18 protein-coding genes and 1 pseudogene are annotated in these 19,879 nt (G+C 38.1%); 10 read left to right on the plus strand and 9 right to left on the minus strand.

Annotated elements, in window-relative coordinates; genetic code table 11:
* Positions 1-63: 63 nt before the first annotated feature.
* Positions 64-201: pseudogene (locus HMPREF0693_RS06590) on the minus strand (DNA polymerase III subunit theta); the annotation flags it as partial.
* 244 nt (positions 202-445) lie between these two features.
* On the opposite strand from HMPREF0693_RS06590, the gene glnS reads away from it, so the two are divergent.
* The 3 genes from glnS (at position 446) to HMPREF0693_RS06605 (ending at position 4,441) form a co-directional block, all read left to right on the plus strand.
* Complete coding sequence (glnS, locus tag HMPREF0693_RS06595) at positions 446-2,113, plus strand: glutamine--tRNA ligase (RefSeq protein ID WP_012367653.1); 1,668 nt, start codon at positions 446-448, stop codon at positions 2,111-2,113.
* Between the two features lie 637 nt (positions 2,114-2,750).
* Entirely contained in the window at positions 2,751-4,145 is a 1,395-nt protein-coding gene (chiP, locus tag HMPREF0693_RS06600; RefSeq protein WP_004247531.1) for a chitoporin ChiP, read from the plus strand.
* Between the two features lie 71 nt (positions 4,146-4,216).
* A complete protein-coding gene (locus HMPREF0693_RS06605) occupies positions 4,217-4,441 on the plus strand; it encodes a type II toxin-antitoxin system HicB family antitoxin (RefSeq protein ID WP_004244380.1) in 225 nt (74 codons plus the stop codon).
* Between the two features lie 155 nt (positions 4,442-4,596).
* Here the strand turns inward: HMPREF0693_RS06605 and fur are convergent, their stop codons facing one another.
* The 4 genes from fur to ybfF all read right to left on the minus strand — a co-directional run bounded on the left by fur (position 4,597) and on the right by ybfF (position 7,203).
* Positions 4,597-5,043: a ferric iron uptake transcriptional regulator gene (gene fur / locus HMPREF0693_RS06610; protein ID WP_004244382.1), complete on the minus strand. Its 447-nt coding sequence runs from the start codon at positions 5,041-5,043 to the stop codon at positions 4,597-4,599.
* Positions 5,044-5,233: 190 nt separating this feature from the next.
* The gene (gene fldA, locus HMPREF0693_RS06615) at positions 5,234-5,761 is read right to left on the minus strand and encodes a flavodoxin FldA (RefSeq protein WP_004244384.1); all 528 of its coding nucleotides are present in this window, start codon (positions 5,759-5,761) and stop codon (positions 5,234-5,236) included.
* Positions 5,762-5,919: 158 nt separating this feature from the next.
* On the minus strand, positions 5,920-6,219 hold the full coding sequence (gene ybfE / locus HMPREF0693_RS06620; protein ID WP_004244385.1) for a LexA regulated protein: 300 nt from the start codon (positions 6,217-6,219) through the stop codon (positions 5,920-5,922).
* A gap of 198 nt (positions 6,220-6,417) precedes the next feature.
* The gene (gene ybfF, locus HMPREF0693_RS06625; protein ID WP_004244388.1) at positions 6,418-7,203 is read right to left on the minus strand and encodes an esterase; all 786 of its coding nucleotides are present in this window, start codon (positions 7,201-7,203) and stop codon (positions 6,418-6,420) included.
* A gap of 464 nt (positions 7,204-7,667) precedes the next feature.
* Here ybfF and seqA point away from each other — a divergent pair, with 464 nt between their 5' ends.
* The 7 genes from seqA (at position 7,668) to HMPREF0693_RS06660 (ending at position 12,788) form a co-directional block, all read left to right on the plus strand.
* Complete coding sequence (seqA, locus tag HMPREF0693_RS06630; protein ID WP_004244392.1) at positions 7,668-8,219, plus strand: replication initiation negative regulator SeqA; 552 nt, start codon at positions 7,668-7,670, stop codon at positions 8,217-8,219.
* A 74-nt stretch (positions 8,220-8,293) separates the two neighbouring features.
* Complete coding sequence (pgm, locus tag HMPREF0693_RS06635; protein WP_004244393.1) at positions 8,294-9,937, plus strand: phosphoglucomutase (alpha-D-glucose-1,6-bisphosphate-dependent); 1,644 nt, start codon at positions 8,294-8,296, stop codon at positions 9,935-9,937.
* A 156-nt stretch (positions 9,938-10,093) separates the two neighbouring features.
* Positions 10,094-10,576 (plus strand): YehS family protein, encoded by a 483-nt coding sequence (locus HMPREF0693_RS06640; protein ID WP_012367657.1) that lies wholly within the window; start codon positions 10,094-10,096, stop codon positions 10,574-10,576.
* 156 nt (positions 10,577-10,732) lie between these two features.
* On the plus strand, positions 10,733-10,975 hold the full coding sequence (locus HMPREF0693_RS06645) for a type II toxin-antitoxin system ParD family antitoxin (RefSeq protein ID WP_004244397.1): 243 nt from the start codon (positions 10,733-10,735) through the stop codon (positions 10,973-10,975).
* A complete protein-coding gene (locus HMPREF0693_RS06650; RefSeq protein WP_004244399.1) occupies positions 10,968-11,261 on the plus strand; it encodes a type II toxin-antitoxin system RelE/ParE family toxin in 294 nt (97 codons plus the stop codon). Before HMPREF0693_RS06645 ends, HMPREF0693_RS06650 begins: the two co-directional genes overlap by 8 nt.
* 353 nt (positions 11,262-11,614) lie before the next feature.
* The gene (locus tag HMPREF0693_RS06655; protein ID WP_004247539.1) at positions 11,615-11,821 is read left to right on the plus strand and encodes a YbfA family protein; all 207 of its coding nucleotides are present in this window, start codon (positions 11,615-11,617) and stop codon (positions 11,819-11,821) included.
* A gap of 223 nt (positions 11,822-12,044) precedes the next feature.
* Positions 12,045-12,788 carry a type 2 GTP cyclohydrolase I gene (locus HMPREF0693_RS06660; RefSeq protein ID WP_004247540.1) on the plus strand — a complete coding sequence of 248 codons (744 nt, stop codon included), beginning with the start codon at positions 12,045-12,047 and terminating at the stop codon, positions 12,786-12,788.
* A gap of 80 nt (positions 12,789-12,868) precedes the next feature.
* Here the strand turns inward: HMPREF0693_RS06660 and HMPREF0693_RS06665 are convergent, their stop codons facing one another.
* The 4 genes from HMPREF0693_RS06665 to HMPREF0693_RS06680 form a co-directional block, all read right to left on the minus strand.
* Positions 12,869-14,938 carry an SWIM zinc finger family protein gene (locus HMPREF0693_RS06665; protein WP_004244402.1) on the minus strand — a complete coding sequence of 690 codons (2,070 nt, stop codon included), beginning with the start codon at positions 14,936-14,938 and terminating at the stop codon, positions 12,869-12,871.
* Positions 14,935-16,089 carry a VWA domain-containing protein gene (locus tag HMPREF0693_RS06670; protein ID WP_004244403.1) on the minus strand — a complete coding sequence of 385 codons (1,155 nt, stop codon included), beginning with the start codon at positions 16,087-16,089 and terminating at the stop codon, positions 14,935-14,937. The genes HMPREF0693_RS06665 and HMPREF0693_RS06670 overlap by 4 nt, the downstream gene beginning before the upstream one ends.
* On the minus strand, positions 16,076-18,658 hold the full coding sequence (locus tag HMPREF0693_RS06675) for a DUF5682 family protein (RefSeq protein ID WP_004244404.1): 2,583 nt from the start codon (positions 18,656-18,658) through the stop codon (positions 16,076-16,078). Before HMPREF0693_RS06675 ends, HMPREF0693_RS06670 begins: the two co-directional genes overlap by 14 nt.
* A gap of 100 nt (positions 18,659-18,758) precedes the next feature.
* Positions 18,759-19,868 carry an ATP-binding protein gene (locus HMPREF0693_RS06680; RefSeq protein WP_004244405.1) on the minus strand — a complete coding sequence of 370 codons (1,110 nt, stop codon included), beginning with the start codon at positions 19,866-19,868 and terminating at the stop codon, positions 18,759-18,761.
* Positions 19,869-19,879: the final 11 nt, after the last annotated feature.

A 19,879-nucleotide genomic window follows, 5' to 3' on the forward strand; every position in this document is an offset into this window, starting at 1 on the left:
CCCATGTAGCAACTTTTTATTTTTTTCACTATAAAACACTAACCCTTTATTAAAATACATTCATAAATGTGCTGGTTGTTGTCGTTCAACTTTGGACGCAACAATTGGCATGTTGAGCCGTTCTTTATATGCGACACCTGAAGTAGCCAAATCGACATTGATTTTGTCTTTTTCTTCTTGAGATAAGTTTGCGAGGTTCATAACGGATCCGGTTAGTTTTTGGAGAGTATAGCAGGGTGGGAGAATTTAACAGAAAACACACTCACTAAAACTTGTAATATATTGATTTATTTGTCTGGTATTGTCATGTTTTGTCGTGTTTTTTCTTATTAATTATATCATGGTTAAATTGTAAATAATTGATTTTAAAACAATAGCTTGATTTAAGTCTGCTTATTGGATTATAGTAGGTCAATATGCGTTTTGCTTTGAGGAAAAAATGACCATGAATGAGGCAGATGCCCGCCCAACGAACTTTATTCGTCAAATTATTGACGAAGATCTGGCTACCGGGAAACATAATAGTGTCCATACCCGTTTCCCTCCTGAACCTAATGGCTATCTTCATATTGGCCATGCAAAATCAATTTGCTTAAATTTTGGTATTGCACAAGATTATCAAGGTAAATGTAATTTACGTTTTGATGATACGAATCCAGTAAAAGAAGATGTTGAATATATCAACTCGATTCAAAAAGACGTTCAGTGGTTAGGTTTCCAATGGGATGGTAACGTTCATTACTCCTCTGACTATTTTGATCAACTGTATCAATATGCGATTGAGCTGATTAACAAAGGCTTGGCTTATGTTGATGAGTTGAGTGCTGAAGAAATTCGTGAATATCGTGGCACACTCAAAGAGCCAGGAAAAAATAGCCCTTATCGCTCTCGTAGTGTAGAAGAAAACTTAGCGCTATTTGAAAAAATGCGTGCGGGTGGCTTTGAAGAGGGGAAAGCGTGCCTACGTGCGAAAATTGACATGGCATCACCATTTATTGTCATGCGTGATCCTGTTCTTTACCGGATCAAATTCGCTGAACACCATCAAACAGGTAACAAATGGTGCATTTATCCAATGTATGATTTTACCCATTGTATTTCTGATGCATTGGAAAATATCACACATTCTTTATGTACTTTGGAATTCCAAGATAACCGTCGTTTATATGATTGGGTGTTGGATAATATCACTATTCCTTGCCACCCTCGTCAATATGAGTTCTCACGTCTTAATCTTGAATATACCGTCATGTCTAAGCGCAAGCTAAATCAGCTTGTGACAGAAAATATTGTTGATGGTTGGGATGATCCGCGTATGCCGACAATTTCTGGCTTACGTCGTCGTGGCTATACGGCTGAGTCAATCCGCGAATTCTGTCAACGTATTGGTGTGACCAAACAAGATAACAACGTGGAAATGGCATCATTAGAAGCTTGTATTCGTGATGATTTAAACGAAAATGCACCTCGTGCGATGGCTGTTATCGATCCGGTACGTTTAGTGATTGAAAATATGCCAGAAGGTGAAGAGATTTTAACTGCGCCAAATCACCCAAATAAACCAGAAATGGGAACTCGTGAAGTACCATTTAGCCGTGAAATTTATATTGATCGTGCAGATTTTAAAGAAGAAGCCAATCGTCAATATAAACGTCTGGTATTAGGTAAAGAAGTCCGTCTGCGTAATGCTTATGTCATTAAAGCAGAACGAGTTGAAAAAGATGAACAAGGTGAAATAACCACTATTTATTGTACTTACGATCCACAGACGTTAAATAAAGATCCGGCTGATGGTCGTAAAGTAAAAGGGGTGATCCACTGGGTCAGCATTCCACATGCTATTCCAGCAGAAATTCGTCTTTATGATCGTTTATTTAGCGTACCGAATCCTGGTGCTGAAGAGGATTTCTTATCAACCATTAACCCTGAATCATTAGTGATCCGTCAAGGTTTTGTGGAAGCAAGCTTAAAAGATGCGGCTATTGAAAAAGCGTATCAATTTGAGCGTGAAGGTTACTTCTGTGCTGATAAGCTTTCGACAGCGGATAAACTGGTCTTTAACCGTACTGTTGGTTTACGTGATACTTGGGCGAAGATTTCGAAACAAGGTTAATACGCTCTGTTTTAGTGGCGTGTAATATCACTAAACTCACATCTTAATAAAATGCTCGATAATAATTTATCGAGCATTTTTTATTTATCAAATAAGTTTGTTTTTATTGACCAATAATTATTATTTTTTATTTTTTAATGTGAGTTTCTATAGCTATTATTTGTATCAATTCTTATTTACGTTGTGTTAAATTATTAACTTTTGTCATCATCTTCTTCTTTTATTTCATATGATTATATTGAATTTGTCTATAATAATAAAAATGTGAACCATGACACATATTTTTCTTTTCTAAAAAAGTTTATTAATTAATACGACTAATAATTCTTTTCTATAAAAACGAAACATTATCATATTAGGTGTGATAATTTTCTTTTTTAATATCAATATATTAAAAAATATTTACGTTCTACTTGTCCCTCATTGACTAAAGAAAAAATATGAAACTGTAATTAAGTAATGTGCCCTTGGTCATATTTTGATAAAAATTCTTTTTTTTAGGTTGATAATTCGCGTCGCGAAAAATAAGCTGTTGTTAACCTAATTTTAGGTTTTTTCCCCATTTGGGGTTTTATATTTGGAAATAGGCGTTGGTGCTTATTTCTTTTTTAGTCAAAGTCAAAGAGGAAACAATGCTATGGTTATGCAACATGCTAAACCAGGCAGGGTGGCACTTGCCGTTATGGGCGCATTGCTTGTAACTGCACTACCTGCGAAAATGTCTTATGCTGAAGGATTTATTGATGACTCAACCCTGACAGGGGGGATCTATTACTGGCAACGTGACCGTGATAGAAAAGAGTTAACACCAAACAGTCCTGATTACGGCAAATATAAAGCCAATTTACACCACTCTACCTTTAACGCTAATCTTGATTTTTCTTCTGGTTATCTGGGTGATTTTTTTGGTATTGATTTAGCTGCTTTTGGTGCTGTTGAACTTAACAACAGTGGGCCAGCTGCACCTAATGAAATAGGATTTAGTGATGCAAAAAGTCGCTGGGATGAAAAATGGACAGGTGATCGCAGTGGCGTGAGTATTTATAAAGCTGCTGCTAAATTTAAATTAGGCCATTTCTGGGCTCAAGGTGGATATATTCAACCTAAAGGGCAAACATTATTACGTCCTCATTGGAGTTTCTTACCTGGTACTTATCGCGGTGCAGAAGCGGGCGCTGTATTTGATTTCGATAAAAATGGTGAACTCTCTTTCTCATATATGTGGACTGATGAATATAAAGCGCCGTGGTATCGGAATATGTACAATTTCCGTAAGGCAGACTTAGAGACAAATATCAGTTATTTACACTCTTTTGGTGCCAAATATGATTTTAAAAATAGCTTAGTATTAGAAGCCGCATTTGGCCAAGCTGATGGTTATATTGATCAATATTTTGGCAAAGTTTCTTACGATTTCCCTATCGCAAATAATACATTAAAAACCTCTTATCAATTCTACGGTGCAAAAGATAAAGTCACTGGAGGGGGAATTAACGATGTTTATGATGGTTTGGCATGGTTACAAGCATTCACTTTAGGCTATACCTACAATGTATTTGATTTTAAAGTTGAAGGTACTTGGGTTAAAGCAGAAGGTAACCAAGGCTACTTTTTACAACGTATGACGCCGGGATGGGCAACCTCGAATGGTCGTTTAGATATCTGGTGGGATGGTCGTTCTGATTTTAACGCCAATGGTGAAAAAGCATTATACGCGGGAGTGATGTATGATCTAAAAAATTGGGATCTACCGGGCTGGGCGATTGGTACTTCCTATGTGTATGCTTGGGATGCAAAACCGAGTAGTAACCCTATTTATGACCAAAGTAAACGTATTAGAGAAAGCGCATGGAATGCCGACATCATGTATACCGTTCAAGAGGGGAGAGCGAAAGGTACGTTATTTAAACTCCACTACACTCGTTATGATAACCATTCCGATATACCAAGCTATGAAGGTGGTTTTGGTAATATCTTCCAAGATGAAAAAGACGTTAAATTCAATGTGATCATGCCATTTACGATTTTCTAAATAACAATAAGGATAAAGTGTATTTATTACGCTTTATCCTTAATAGTTTGAGAGTGTGATAGGAGTAAAACATGATTAAAAGCACAAATATCATGATAATAAATGGTCACCCTGCATCTGTTGTTTATGGATCAGAAATAAGTGCATTCCGAGGACAATTTTTAGATGTCAAGGGGTATTGTGACTTTGTTGCTGATAGTATTGAAGGGTTGCAAAAAGAAGGCGCAATTTCCTTAGCTGAATTTATTGAGACTTGTACTGAAGAGGAGATCGCACCTTTTAAAAGTAGAAGATAAGCTGAAAGTATTTACACTACGCTATCCTGCTTGGTTAGAGGCGATATTGAATGCTACGGTTGCTGCCCATGATATTTCAAAATGTAGTAAATCTTTACCAATAAAAAAGGAACTGCAGGCAGTTCCTTTTTTTACTGAGATATTATCCAGAATGATTACTTCTCATCATGTGCGTGGCTATCTTCTTTACAATTACCTGCGGCGCAGTGACCATATAAATACAGGCTATGATTGGAAAGTTTGATGCCATGGCGTTCAGCGATATTTCTTTGACGAACTTCGATAGCATCGTCAGTAAACTCGATAACTTTACCACAATCAAGGCAAATTAAGTGATCATGGTGATGTTGTTGAGTTAATTCAAATACTGATTTACCACCTTCAAAATTATGTCGGGTAACAATACCAGCATCATCAAATTGGTTTAAGACGCGATAGACTGTTGCCAGACCAATCTCTTCGCCGATATCGATCAGTTTTTTATAGAGATCTTCAGCACTGACATGATGGCACTCAGGATCCTGGAGCACTTCCAAGATCTTTAAGCGAGGAAGTGTAACTTTTAACCCAGCATTTTTTAACGCTTTATTATTGTCGGTCATGCGGATTTAATCCTGTTGCTAATGGTGAATTTAATATGTGCTCACAAAATACTGTATATATTCATTAATACATAGGGTATTTAATAACCTTAATGATTATAGGCATGATATTAAAAAATAAACACCCCACCTATCACACTATCTTAGCACACCATTGAATAATTATCATTCTCAATATTAAGAATTTATATTATCCCAGAATTTCGTCAAGGCTCATCTCTTCTTTGATCTGAGCAACCCAAGCGTCAACACGCTCTTCAGTTAATTCTGGTTGGCGATCTTCATCAATCGCAAGGCCGATAAAGTGATTATCATCAGCAAGACCTTTAGATGCTTCAAAATGATAACCTTCAGTAGGCCAATGACCCACAATGACTGCGCCACGAGGTTCAATGATATCACGAATAGTTCCCATTGCGTCACAGAAGTATTCTGCATAGTCTTCTTGGTCACCACAACCAAATAGAGCAACAAGTTTACCGTTGAAATCAATATCTTCTAATGTTGGGAAAAAGTCATCCCAATCGCATTGTGCTTCACCATAATACCAGGTAGGAATACCTAGTAATAGAATATCAAATGCTTCGATGTCTTCTTGACTGGATTTTGCGATATCATGAACTTCGGCATTATCCGCGCCTAATCTTTCTTGAAGCATTTTGGCAATATTTTCAGTGTTGCCGGTATCACTGCCGAAGAATATTCCTATGATTGCCATAAAGTGAGATAACCTCTTTTATTCTCTTTGTCTGTATTTTTGAACAATTACCAGTAAAAGATAAACATCATGTTTTCATAATTGAAAACTAAAGCACTATTTTGACGAAAAGAGCAGGGTAATTCTGTCGAATTTGTGTGATTTTCCTGCTGATTTTTTTAGCTTTGATGTTTTTTTAACGCATAAGTTTGTGCGAGTTGTTCTAGTAATATTTCTTCAATAAGCTCACTACGACTGACATTTTTTGCGCTCGCAAGCTCATTAAGCGCATTGACAGCATCCTCATTTAATTTCAACTCAACCCGACGTAATCCATTGACACGATCGCGTCGTAATTGGTTTCGTTTATTAATTCTAAGCTGTTCATCCCGAGAAAGCGGGTTTGTTTTAGGTCGCCCAGGTCTGCGTTCATTTGCGAACAAATCCAGTGTGGTGCGATCAGTTTGTTCTTTTGCCATAAATTTTGCTGTGAAAGGGCGTATACCAATGACTCAATATGAAGCGCCCAATAATACCCCACATATCGGCGTATCGCTACTGCTTCCTGTGTTTAACCTATTGTCATTTGGTCTTTTTATCAACAATAACAGATTTAAGAGCAATAATTGTACGCTATAAAATAGTATTGCTGGTGATTTATAACCAACAAAGGAACATTATACTGTTTTGGCTAAGAAGCGACGAATGGCCTTAATTACTGTTTCTGGTTTTTCAGAATGCACCCAATGTCCTGTATTGGCGACAACAAAGGCGGTTGCTTGTGGAAATTGGCGAGCAATATTATCGCGATATTCATCTAAAATATATGGGGATAGTCCACCACGTATAAACAAAACAGGATGATGCCAAGCAGGCACCTCTTGCCAACCAATAATATCGGGGTAAGCCTGTTTGATTGCGGGTAAATTAAATAACCATTCACCTTTTTTAAATGATTTAAGCAGAAATTGGATAACGCCGTCTTCCTCAATAAAAGGGCGCATAATAGCAATAGCTTCTGTACGTTGTGTGACGTGAGCTTTAGTGACAGCTTCAAGGGCTGCAAAAATTTTATCATGACGACGAACATTATAAGCAACAGGAGACATATCAATAACTACGATACGTTCAAGGCGAAGAGGTGCGAGAGCGGTCATTGCCATTGCAATTTTCCCTCCCATTGAGTGACCTATAACGATTGCTTTTGCGATATTTAAGCTATCAAGCAGGGTTAATACATCTTGTGCCATATCGTGATAGTGCATACTTTCACTATGAGGAGAATGCCCATGGTTGCGCACATCAATTTGTATCACGGTGTGGTCTTGACGTAGATCGCGACCTAGTACGCCTAGATTATTGAGATCACCAAAAAGCCCATGGATCAACACAATAGGTAAATTGTTTATCGTTGCTGTTTCTGGTTGATGTATTTGATAGTTTAATAATGCATTGAGTTTCATATTGATGACCAAAATTAAGTCTATTTTTTCCTTATGATGACATGTGCAATCATATTAGCCAACTTGTTGTCTTTTTCGGAATATGAGATAAAGTTAATCTAACAAGAGATAGTGTAATTTATTATATTCTGAGAAAATAGAATAATATAGATTATTATTCCAAATTTAACGGGTAAGATAAAATTTTGATATAGCTCAATAAGGATAAGTCAGAGTTTTATATTATTTTAATTGCTGATGTGAAAGGGCATTGAAGAAGATGTCAACTCTATTCTATGGCAATAAATTCAAAGAATAGAAGATGATACAGATAGAAACAATAGGATAAATACCTAGCTTAAAGTTTAAAAAGATTAATTCTTTAATGAATACGCTTTAAGTTATTGAAATTTTACCTATTTTGTTTTTAAAGATTATATCTTATAATCCTAGTCACTTTTTTTTGAAAATAGTACTGGGTAGCAATGAAAAAGATAGAAATTGATGACGAACTTTACCGCTATATCGCTAGCGAAACTAGACATATCGGTGAAAGCGCTTCAGATATTTTAAGGCGTCTATTGAAGCTTGATGCCAAACAGCCCGTACAGCCAGTCGTTGTCACTGAGTCAGTACAAGCGCCTGTCGTTAAACAGGATGCTGATCTTAAGCCTGTCGCACCAGCAAAAAATCCGGTCCGTGAAATGCGTGAACTGCTGTTATCTGATAGTTATGCAGAGAAAACAAAATCAGTTGATCGTTTTTTACAGATCCTGTCTACATTATATAGCTTAGATAGTGCTACTTTTACTCAATCTGCTGAAACAGTACATGGACGCACGCGAATTTATTTTGCCGGTGATGAAAAAACATTGCTCGACAGTGGACGTCATACAAAACCTCGCCATATTCCCGGTACGCCATTTTGGGTTATTACCAACTCAAATACTGAGCGTAAAAGAACTATGGTACAAAGCATCATGCAGGATATGCAATTCCCTGCCAATGAGATTGATAAAGTGTGTGGAACTATCTAAACACTATTGTTAATTGATGCATTGCAAAGGCTTTCGTTTAAAGCATGATTGTGATGTAAAATAGGAGAAGATTTGTGGCAATCCATTCAAGAGCTGGGCAACATACTCGTCAAAGCGATCTGATTAATGTAGCGCAATTAACCGCACAATATTATTCACTAAAACCGCAAGCAAATCAGAATGCTCATCGTGTGAAATTTGGTACATCGGGTCACCGAGGCAGTGCCAAACGTCATAGCTTTAATGAAGCACATATTCTAGCAATTGCTCAAGCTATTGCTGAAGTCCGAGCTAATAATGGTGTAACGGGGCCTTGCTATGTAGGTAAAGATACCCATGCATTATCTGAGCCTGCTTTTATTTCGGTTTTAGAAGTGCTTGCTGCAAATAAAGTTAACGTGATTATTCAAGAGAATAATGGTTATACCCCAACGCCTAGCGTTTCCTTCTCTATTTTAACTTACAATCAAGGGCACCAAGACATTGCTGATGGTATCGTCATTACACCATCACATAATCCTCCAGAAGATGGGGGGATAAAATACAATCCATCAAATGGTGGGCCTGCTGATACTGATTTAACCTCTGTGATTGAAAAACGCGCCAATGAATTATTGGAAAATAATTTATCGGGGGTTAAACGTCTTTCTTATGATGATGCATTAGCGAGTGGTTATATTCACGAGCAAGATTTAATTATGCCTTATGTTAAAGCGTTAGGTGACGTTGTTGATATGAAGGCAATTAAAAAAGCGGGTTTGAAATTAGGTGTCGATCCACTGGGTGGTTCAGGAATTGAATACTGGAAACGCATAGGTGAATATTACGAACTTGATCTTGAGTTGGTAAACGATCAGGTGGATCAAACTTTCCGCTTTATGACATTAGATCATGATGGTGTGATCCGTATGGATTGCTCATCACCTTGGGCAATGGAAGGTTTATTGCAACTGCGTGATAAATTTGACTTAGCTTTCGCCAATGACCCTGATTACGATCGCCATGGTATTGTCACTCCTTCGGGCTTGATGAATCCTAACCACTATTTAGCGGCAGCGATTAATTATCTTTTTCGCCATCGTCCTCAGTGGTCAAATGAGGTAAAAGTGGGTAAAACACTCGTCTCTAGCGCGATGATTGACCGAGTCGTGGCTGATTTAGGTCGTGAACTTGTTGAAGTACCTGTCGGCTTTAAATGGTTTGTGCAAGGTCTATTCAGTGGCGAGTTTGGTTTTGGTGGTGAAGAGAGTGCGGGGGCATCATTCTTACGTTTTAATGGTAAACCGTGGTCAACAGATAAAGATGGTATTATCTTATGTTTACTGGCTGCTGAAATAAAAGCGGTAACAGGTAAAGATCCACAACAACATTATAACGAGTTAGCGCAGCGTTTTGGCTCTCCAAGCTATAATCGTATACAAGCATCTGCAACTCATGAGCAAAAAGCGTTGTTGTCACGATTATCACCAGAAATGGTCACCGCAAATACCTTAGCAGGTGATCCTATTACTGCGCGTTTAACTCACGCATCTGGTAATGGTGCTGCTATTGGTGGTTTAAAAGTGATGACCGATTATGGTTGGTTTGCCGCTCGTCCTTCTGGAACCGAAGAAGCGTACAAAATTTATTGTGAAAGCTTCCGTGGCTCTGAGCATCGCGAATTAATTGAAAAAGAAGCCATTGAAATTGTTAATAATGTTTTTGCCAGTAAACAATAAACTAAATAACTTAGTCGTATAATTTATTTATCACCAAATAGAATACACTCTACCTATAGGTGGAGTGTATTTTTTTAATCATAATAACTTTTAGATCACAACATTGATATCCATCATTGATGATTGATTTAGAATTGAATAAAGAGCGGATAATCAATGCAAAATAATTATGTGTTACGCAGTGTGCGTTATATGTTAGATCTTAGCGATGGTCATATTGTTGATATAATGAAACTGGCGGATTTCACCGCGACTAAAGAGCAAGTCAATCAGTGGTTAAAAAAAGACGATGATCCTGCCTTTGTTGAGTGTGATGATATGGCCTTGGGACATTTTTTAAATGGGCTTATCTTTTATCGTCGTGGTAAAGATGAAAAATATCCTACTCCAGAAGTCGAAAAACGGATAACCAACAATATTATTTTAAAGAAATTACGTGTTGCCTTTGAATTAAAAGACATGGATATGATTAACATTTATGAACTAGCGGATTTTCGCGTTTCTAAGCCTGAACTTAGCGCGATATTTCGTAAGCCAGGACATAAAAACTACCGTAACTGTGGCGATCAACTGGTGAGATACTTTCTGAAAGGGTTAACTGAAACCTTACGTGGCAAAGGTAAAGCGGTGAAGAAATAAAATTAGAGTATTTTATGCTATAAAATTATCTAGTTACTGAATGATACCCCAAAATTGATTTTCTGATTTGGGGTATTTTTTTATGGTATTAACTGGCAAATGAATAAATTTATTGCTAATGTAGTATTACTAAGTAATACAATGTAGGAAGGGTTTATGGCACGAGTAACGAGTGTAACTTTAGGTGAACACTTCAATGATTTTGTGGGCTCAATGATTAATTCAGGGCGTTATGGAAATACCTCTGAGGTTATTAGAGATGCTTTGCGTATGATGGAAATCAGAGAAGAACGACTCCAATTGGTTCGTAAAATGGTACTAGATGGTGTGAATTCACTAGAAAGTAAAAATGACATGGATGATATTTTTGCAAGAGCTGAAAAGGACTTAAATGTATAAACTTTCTCAATTAGCAGAAGAAGATATTTATCAAATTGCTCGTTATACTATTCAACAATTTGGAGTAACTCAGGCAAAAAAATATCATAATGATTTAAAACAGACATTTGAGCTACTAGCTAAAGCACCTTGGATTGGACGAGAATGTAATTGGGTGTGTAATGGTATGAGACGATTTGAGTTTAAAAAACATTCAATTTATTATCTACCAAAAAATGATACCTTATTTATTACTCGTCTTATTCATCATTCAATAGATGTTGATTTTGTTGATTTTCCTAAATAAATATTTCATTACTTATTACCAAATATATTGTCCAGTCATATATCCTTTAGTGCTGATATAGCATTATTGGATACCTTATCTCCCTTTTCTTGTTTTGATTTTCTCTTTTTTATCATTCAATCGCGAAATTATTTACTATAACCGTAATTCAATAAAGTATTAGTTTGCTTTGTTAATAGGTTTTTTGTTTTTGTTTCAATTTTGTTTCATTTTTATTTCTATTGTGAAATTTAATTACACTACAAGCAAAATAAAGGTGATTTTTCGCACAAAATAAGTGGTCTGATCAGTAGTAAAATTTCATCAAATGAGGTAAAATTTCAGCATCAATTCATTTTATGCAGGAGAACACTATGCCAGCTTATAACGAATACACTAAAAAACATGTTTTAGCCCGTCGTACTGGTGCGGTAGCGCTAGGTATTGTGGCATTTCCTGTTATGGTTTTTCATCCTAAACGCGCTCAGTTTTATAGCTATTTACATCGTGTATGGTCTAAAACAAGCAATAAGCCAGTTTGGTTAGCTAAATCAGAAATGGCATTAACTAGCCATAAATAACAGAAAATTCCATTTAACGCCTGTTGAAACAGGCGTTATTTTTTCCCCTTCTTCAAACCCTTTTTAACGTGTTATCACGTGTATTTTTCACTGTTCTATTTATTCTCTTATTTTAAGTTACAATAAAGGTTATTCACTTTGAGAAGTGCTAATTAATCTATTGTTATTTATCACATATGTACACTACGCACTGTGGCGCCGTGATAACAAGGAGAAACAGGATATGAAAAATACTGATCTAGAATTAATTATTAATGAAAAGCTAAGTATTGAGAATTTTCACGACTACGCACCTAATGGTCTTCAAGTAGAAGGGCGCCCTCATATTCAAAAAATAGTGACAGGAGTAACGGCTTGCCAAGCTTTACTTGATGAAGCGGTACGTTTAAATGCAGATGCTGTATTAGTTCACCATGGTTATTTTTGGAAGAATGAGCCAGTTGTTATCCGTTCAATGAAACGCAATCGCTTAAAAACCCTACTATGTAATGATCTCAATCTATATGGTTATCACTTACCTTTAGATGCCCATCCTATTTTAGGTAACAACGCTCAATTAGCGTTAAAAATGGGCGTAAAAGTTGAGGGTGAGATCGAGCCTTTAGTGCCGAAAGGGATTTTTGATCTACCTGTCACAGCCAATGAATTAAAAACACGACTCGAAAAAGCCTTACAGCGTAATGTGCTTCACTGTGGTGACAATGCACCAGATGTTATTCGCCATATTGCTTGGTGTACTGGTGGAGGACAAGGATTTATTCAACAGGCGGCAGAGCAAGGTGTTGATGCATTTGTAACAGGAGAAGTCTCAGAGCAGACGATTCATATAGCAAGAGAAATGGGCGTGCATTTTTTCGCTGCTGGGCATCATGCTACCGAGCGTTATGGTATTAAAGCATTAGGTGAATGGTTAGCACAAACTCACCATTTAGATGTTACTTTTGTCGATATTGATAATCCTGCCTAAACCCAGTTATTGCTATTCTATAAGCTATCTCTCTTATTAACTAAGTGAGATAGCTTTTTATTTAACAACAACCTTGAAATTTATTCATTAAGTTGAATGGGTAGCGGGCTTTGTAATTGTTGCAGATTATCACATAGCCAAATTAACTGTAATAAAGCTTGAGAGTCACGAGCAGTTAAAGCGAGATAACGAGTTAATTGGTTAGCTATTAATGTCATACCTAAATCGTCAGCAATTTGTTTGCTTCTCTCTAATTGCTCTTTTTGCATTGCAGAAAGTTGTTCTCGCCCTGTACATGCTTGGGCTTCCAATACGGATAAAATGGGGCGACAAAATTTTTGTGCAAGGGTTGGTTCACTGTGATGCATTGCCGTTTGTCGCTTACGTTTAGCCATATATTCTTGAATATGACTAATAAAACCAGACTGTTTTTTCTTACGGGGAAATTGGTCAAAATCGAGATAAAACATTTCAATGCCTTGCTCTGTTTTGATCCAAATGGTGGTGGGTAATAAATCGATATTGAAATCACGTCGAACAGGTTGCACGGTGATCGCAACGATTTCTAATTCTCGTTTAGTGAGAAAACGTAATTCTTCTAAATTATTTTGCGTTTCGCCTTCCCAATAAAGGCGCAAAAAGGCCGAATTTCCATTATTATCTACCACTTCCCAAATAACACACTGCTCTACTTCATGCCAAATTAAGGGATTATAGCTTTTGATATGTAAAACCAGAGGGGAAAGAAATCCTTCTGGTTGATCCGTAAAATAATTGGGTAAATCTTGCCAGTTATGAATACCTAATTCTGTTTGTAGTTGATGATAATCTGTGACATCAAGAAAATCGGTTTGATTTTGCGCAAAGCTATCGCCAATAGTAGCTAGTTTCCCTTCATCAGAAATACGAGGCGCTTGTAATAAGAAAGGTCGGCGCATGAGCTTATCTGCAGTTTGTTTCCATAACGATAAACTATGCCAAACACTATAGCGATTAAATAGGGTATCAAGTTGATTAGGGCGAGCTTGTGTCGCTTGTAAAAATTGTTTTGCTTCTTTATCCCAGAAAGTAAAAGTTGTGCCTAATGCGCCACTTTGTGCTGTCCACCAATGTGCATCAATAGGAATAAGCGCGAGACTGGTTTTTTTATCATCATATTGACGGCGAAGTTGTCCTCGTAATGTTTTTAATTGTTCAGGTGTCGCATAAGATAGCTGGAAAAGATAGGCTGAGATATGAGCTAATAGACGTAAGACATTGCTTTCATCCATAGTGAAATGTCTTTCTGCTAACCGCTTGACTTGAGTACTTAATGTTCGTAAATAAGAGGCTAAACGAGGTAAACCCTCGGCACGAGCAGACATATTAAGTAAATGTAATTGCGTTGCGCTACTTAAACTAATGTGTGATAGCCCTTGACGTAATAGATCACCAATAAATTGTTCAATAGTATTAATAAGGGCAATTTCTTCATCATTCAGTGGGCGTTGTGAAGATTTTAAGGGAATTAAATCTTCAGGCCACGTCCAAGGCTGTGTATTTTGCTCAAATATTTTCGCGACAATCGCAAGATGAAAAGCTTTTTTCTGAGAGCTAGAAAAAGGGGATAACATGCCATCGTAACCACTTGCTTGTAAGAAAATGACCGGTTCATCAACATCAGGGAGTTGGATTTTTAGCTGGGTTCCTGTGTCTTCTAGAACTAAGGTTTTATCTTCCCATTGTTCAATTAAGTTAATCGCAGTCCGACAGGCGGGTTTACCTGCTTTTTTGATGAGTAACTCGGGATCAAGCGTAAATAAAGAGGGTAATAAAGGCGGTGTTTCAACAGGCGCTATAATTTTTTCTGCTGATGTTTCAATGGGATTATTAATATCATCAGTCGAATTGTTGTTGGCTTGTAACCATAAAATAGCGGCTAAAATATGTTTGCAACAACCTGCTGCGGAACAATCACAACTGGCTTGCTGAATGCCTGCTTCATGTAAAACGACTTTTTGCCCATCACTGCTAAATTGCCCTGTATTTGCATCAGTAACAGAGACTTTTTCGTTATCAACATCTTTTCTTGCGCGTCTTAATAATCCGGCATTAGCAAAGACGGTAAGCGCATCTTCATCATAATGAAAATAAACGGTCTGCCAACTCATTGCATTACCTCTGCTAGCCACTGTGCGAAATGTTCTGGGGTTAAAGCTGCAACTTGCATACCTCTATCGGCGAGTTTTTGTGCGATAGTTGAGTCATAAACCGGTTGAGCCTCATCATCTAGTGCTGCCAGTCCTAATAACTTAACTTGTTGGCTATTGAGACGTTGTGTGCAATCTAATAATCGGGTTAATGATCCCCCTTCTTCAAAGTCACTGATAAGCGAAATAACAGTACGCTTAGGGTTGTTAACTAAGCTTTCGCAATATTGCATGGCACTAGCAATATCCGTACCTCCTCCCAATTGGACTGTCATTAACACTTCAACGGGATCGTCGGCTAAGTGTGATAAATCGACAACTTGAGTATCAAAAACGATTAAGGAGACATTAACAGCAGGTAATGAAGCTAAAATACTCGCACACACAGCTGCATACATAATGGAACTAGACATTGATGCACTTTGGTCAACACAGAGAATGACATCCCATGGAAAATGCTGTTGCATTCGTGAATTAAAGTAAGGGGTTTCAATCACTAAACGACGATTTTGGGTATCGTAATGTTTTAAATTGGCGGCAATAGTGGCACGCCAATCAAAGTTACGACTATTTGGTACTAACGAGCGTCTAAAGCGATTACGACGGCCGGTTAATGATTGGCGAAAGTTATTACGAATTTGACGCAAAATATCTTCAACCACTTTATGAATAATGGTTTTTACTGCATCTCGCGTTTCTTCGCTCATTCGTCCGCGTAAGCTTAATAGTGTTTTAGCTAACGCTTTAGTCGGCTCCATGGCTTTTAGCGTATTGGGATCTTTAAGAAAGCTACTGATTTGATAACGTTCAATCGCTTGTGATTGCATACGTTCAAATGTGCTATTGGGAAAAAGTTTGCGAGCTTGATTTAGCCAGTTTACGGCAGTAAGTTGCGATGCATCGAGAGAGCCATGGCGACCGCGCTCTTGACGTAATCCTCGGCGCTGATATTCACGGCGATAAAGAAAATCGAGTGTACGTTCAATTTTAAGATCATCAGCATTAAATGTGGCTTGCCCTAAAGCATCATCAGCGTATTGGCCTAAAATCAAGCGCCAACGTTTGGCTTGTTGTATTTTATCTTTAGGCATATCATCATCATGCTTCTCCATGAGTATGGTCTCCTTTCTCTGTTTTCTTCGCCTCAAACCAAGAAATCATGCCTTGTGTCTTAATGCGCTGTTGCAGTTTTTGATTGAGTTTAGTGGCTTCAAGCATTTGCTTGGCACTAAATTCTGATTGCCATAGTGATAAGGCTTGCGTATCTAAACCAATATCATTAGCAATATATTGTGCAAGCTCTGCATTTTGTTTGGGATTAAGTTGGCTAAAGGCAAAACGCAGATCAGGTAAAATCTGAATAAAGCGTTCTTCATCCCATTGCTGTAATAAGCTATTTAAGTGATTGACTAACAACGGCAGGCGAATGACTAGCTCTGGTGCGGTGCGCATTATACCGACAAAATAACCAATGGCATGTTCGGGAGAGCTGCCTGTACTAAAGGTCGCATTTAACACGGCCGCTAAGGTCTTTTCGTCAATATACGAACCTAGATAACGTAATGCATCTACCGCACCTTTTAATAAAGGAACGGTATCTAACTGTCCATCAAGGCGATTAAGTTGCTGATAAAAATCACTTTTATAATCATATTGATGATCCAGTGATGGCATAAACTCAATGAGTTCACGTAAAGAAAGTAGGGCTTGCAGATTGCTTTCTTGTTGTTGCTCATCACCTTGAGCCAATTGCTCTAAGCAAAAGAAGGCTTGAGGGATCACTTGATGTAGCCTATTTTCCAATGTCAGCTCATCGGTAATATCAAGATATTGACGACCTCGCCATAAATGGATCAATTTATGTCCACATTGTGTTAATGACTCAAGGCGAAAATCTTGCTGAATATAGCTATCTAGCAGTTTAAATAGCGTAGGGATACGCTGGTGGAGCCCAATTAATGCCGCTTGAATTAACAAAGTGACCGCACTTTGGCTTGAACGGCTTTGTCCTTGTTCTGCAAGCTGTTTTTCCATTGCTAACAGTTTATTTAAGGCGATAGTTTCAAGTTGAGAGCCTTTTTCTGATAATGAGATCAGTTCACCTTCAACATTGGGGGTCCATGCATATTGCCATTCTTCAAATAATAGATCTAACTGGTGACCAGAAAGAAAATCAGGTCCATTGACACGGTGGGCAAAATGGATTTCTAAAAATGCCAATAAATGTAAAAAACGACTTCTTAAGCGATGTTGGGGGTTGCGATAAACATCACATTTTGTAGTTTTTGCTAATGTATCATCAAGTTTAAAGCGAAACGCTTTGGCACGTTCATAGGTTTCATTGACTAAAGGGGGCGTTGCTGTACCTAATGGAATTTGTCCTAATAGATAACCTGAAAAACAGGTTTTGATTTCGTCCCATAATTCGTTTTGACTGTCATCTAAACTGCCTTTAATAAAGGCGCTTTGTAACCCATCAAGCAAATCATAACGCCCCATACCAGTGTGCTCTCTTAGTAAAGCGAGGCGTAAACTCTGCTCGGCTGCTAGTTTTACGGTTAAATAACTGGGTGGATTATCAAATTGTTGTTCTCTGATAGTCTGAGCCACTGAGCTTAAAAAGGCGATGCCCATTTTATTGCGATAAACTTGCGTTGGCTGTTTTGCCGCCTCATTGTTTTCTAATTTATCATGATGTTGTTGCATTAAGCTTTGCCAAGCTTGTTGGTAAAAAGCCGGAGATGGCATACCAGATGCATAGCCATTAAGTGCATCTAATCTGTCAAAGCTATAGCGAATAAGCCAAGCTTGCTCTTTTTCGCCCATTTTTTGCATTTTAGTAAAGTGCTTTTGTTCTGAGCTAGAAATAGCGAAAGAGTGGGGTTGTGAAGAAGCTAAGCCTTCGATTAGCGCAAGGGTGTGGGCTCCCCCTGTGACGATTAATATTTTGGCATTAGGCTCGTGCTGTTTGATGGTTTTAATATGAGTGAGCATATGTGCTTCACGTTGTGAAGAGCCCTCAGATGCAAGTACTTCAGGTTCATAGTCAAGGCGCGCAAGTGCACACCAAATAAAAATGTCATTAAACAGTGTTTGCCAATCTGCTAATGCCTCAATACTGCGTAACTCAAAAAGATGCTCCCAAACATCATCATGATCACGGCAATGACATTGTTTAGCTAATTGTGCAATAAATTGGCTATGGGCTAAATAACGTTCTTTTTGTAAGCTACGGCTTTGTAGATCGCTATACTCTTCGTTATTGACTTGAGCCGCCCAAGGTAAATCGATAAAACGTGTTGTTGCATTGATGCGTAAACCACCTCGCAAAGCTTGCCACTCAGGGGAATATTCACAAAATGGGAAATAGGCAGAGTGTAGCGATTTTTCACGCTCTTCTAGGCCACTATCATGATGACAATATTCGGCTTGCCCCATAATAGCAACAGGAGGGAGAGTATCTTTATCCGTTAGGCTAGGAATAAGCGAATTAAAGGTATCCGGACCTTCAATTAAGATATAATCAGGTTTTACAGAATCAATTAATGATAAAACTGCATAAGCACAAGCTGGGCTATGGTGGCGTACAGGGGCAAAATAGAGATGTTGTTGCTGTAACGACGTCCATTTCAGTCGGGCTTGGTCAATTCTTGTTGGTAAAGATATTGAAGGTAGCGTCACCGTGTTGATCCCTTTTTTGGGTGAAAAAGCAGAGTAAGTTAACTCTGCCTTTGATAGATAAATAAATAGACTTTAATGCCTCGCTATAGCTCTTTACGTTTTATTGCCAAAAGTCTTTTGATGCATCAAAGAACGCTTTCCACTCTTTACTATTTCTGGCCCTTTCTCTGGCGACGTTGTCCATGTAATAACGAATACGCTTAATATCATCAGGATTATCTTTTAATACAACGCCGATTAATTGACGTGCGATCGCACTGGCATTCATCACGCCATCACCTAAATAATGCGCTTCTAACGCACAAGCATAAGCGATATTTACGGCTTCTGCTGTTGACATAACCGCATCAGGTGTTTTGATATTGCCACCATCTTGGGTATTACCTGAACGTAATTCTTGGAATGTGGTAACCAGTAATTCCACCACATCCATAGGGATGGTGATTTCTGTCGCTAAAGCACCTAACTCATTTTCAAGCTGTGATTGGATCAAACTGATTTCAAAAGCTGGATCACGAATAGGTTTTACTGTTTCAAAATTAAAACGTCGCTTTAATGCGGCAGACATCTCATGTACACCTCGGTCACGCAAGTTTGCGGTACCAATCAAGTTAAATCCGGGTTTTGCACTAATACGCGCACCGTCGCCCATTTCAGGGATCATTAACTGTTTTTCGGACATTAAAGAAACCAGCACATCTTGAATTTCAGGAGGGCAGCGAGTTATCTCTTCAAAACGAACAATCTTACCTTGTAACATGCCTTGATAAATCGGTGAGCCGACTAATGCTCGTTCTGTTGGGCCTTCTGCTAATAGTAACGCATAGTTCCATGAGTATTTGATATGATCTTCTGTCGTCCCTGCAGTACCTTGGATGGTTAATCCTGAATCACCACTGATAGCAGCCGCAAAAAGTTCTGAGAGCATTGATTTTGCTGTACCTGGCTCACCAACCAGCATTAAGCCCTGTTTGCCTAATAATGTAACAATTGCACGATCAACTAAGGCATCATCACCGAAAAACTTAGGTGTGATACCTAAAGTATCATCACCTAAAATAAATTGGCGCACAGCTCGAGGAGAGCGAAGCCATCCTTGGGGCTTCGGATTATTAGCATCCGCTTTTGTTAAGCGTTCTAATTCTTCAGCAAATCGAACCTCGGCACTTTCCCTAATTGCTTGTTGTTCTTTGGGTGCTTTTTTAGCCATATTCTTTCCTA

The organism is Proteus mirabilis ATCC 29906 (assembly GCF_000160755.1).
Lineage (GTDB): Bacteria > Pseudomonadota > Gammaproteobacteria > Enterobacterales > Enterobacteriaceae > Proteus > Proteus mirabilis.

Coding starts and splice junctions, on each gene's coding strand:
- HMPREF0693_RS06660 (WP_004247540.1), top strand. CDS start 12,045: ATGAAAAATACTGATCTAGAATTAATTATTAATGAAAAGCTAAGTATT.
- HMPREF0693_RS06640 (WP_012367657.1), top strand. CDS start 10,094: ATGCAAAATAATTATGTGTTACGCAGTGTGCGTTATATGTTAGATCTT.
- ybfF (WP_004244388.1), bottom strand. CDS start 7,203: ATGAAACTCAATGCATTATTAAACTATCAAATACATCAACCAGAAACA.
- seqA (WP_004244392.1), top strand. CDS start 7,668: ATGAAAAAGATAGAAATTGATGACGAACTTTACCGCTATATCGCTAGC.
- ybfE (WP_004244385.1), bottom strand. CDS start 6,219: ATGGCAAAAGAACAAACTGATCGCACCACACTGGATTTGTTCGCAAAT.
- HMPREF0693_RS06650 (WP_004244399.1), top strand. CDS start 10,968: ATGTATAAACTTTCTCAATTAGCAGAAGAAGATATTTATCAAATTGCT.
- fldA (WP_004244384.1), bottom strand. CDS start 5,761: ATGGCAATCATAGGAATATTCTTCGGCAGTGATACCGGCAACACTGAA.
- glnS (WP_012367653.1), top strand. CDS start 446: ATGAATGAGGCAGATGCCCGCCCAACGAACTTTATTCGTCAAATTATT.
- HMPREF0693_RS06670 (WP_004244403.1), bottom strand. CDS start 16,089: ATGGAGAAGCATGATGATGATATGCCTAAAGATAAAATACAACAAGCC.
- HMPREF0693_RS06665 (WP_004244402.1), bottom strand. CDS start 14,938: ATGAGTTGGCAGACCGTTTATTTTCATTATGATGAAGATGCGCTTACC.
- HMPREF0693_RS06655 (WP_004247539.1), top strand. CDS start 11,615: ATGCCAGCTTATAACGAATACACTAAAAAACATGTTTTAGCCCGTCGT.
- HMPREF0693_RS06605 (WP_004244380.1), top strand. CDS start 4,217: ATGATTAAAAGCACAAATATCATGATAATAAATGGTCACCCTGCATCT.
- HMPREF0693_RS06680 (WP_004244405.1), bottom strand. CDS start 19,868: ATGGCTAAAAAAGCACCCAAAGAACAACAAGCAATTAGGGAAAGTGCC.
- chiP (WP_004247531.1), top strand. CDS start 2,751: ATGGTTATGCAACATGCTAAACCAGGCAGGGTGGCACTTGCCGTTATG.
- HMPREF0693_RS06645 (WP_004244397.1), top strand. CDS start 10,733: ATGGCACGAGTAACGAGTGTAACTTTAGGTGAACACTTCAATGATTTT.
- fur (WP_004244382.1), bottom strand. CDS start 5,043: ATGACCGACAATAATAAAGCGTTAAAAAATGCTGGGTTAAAAGTTACA.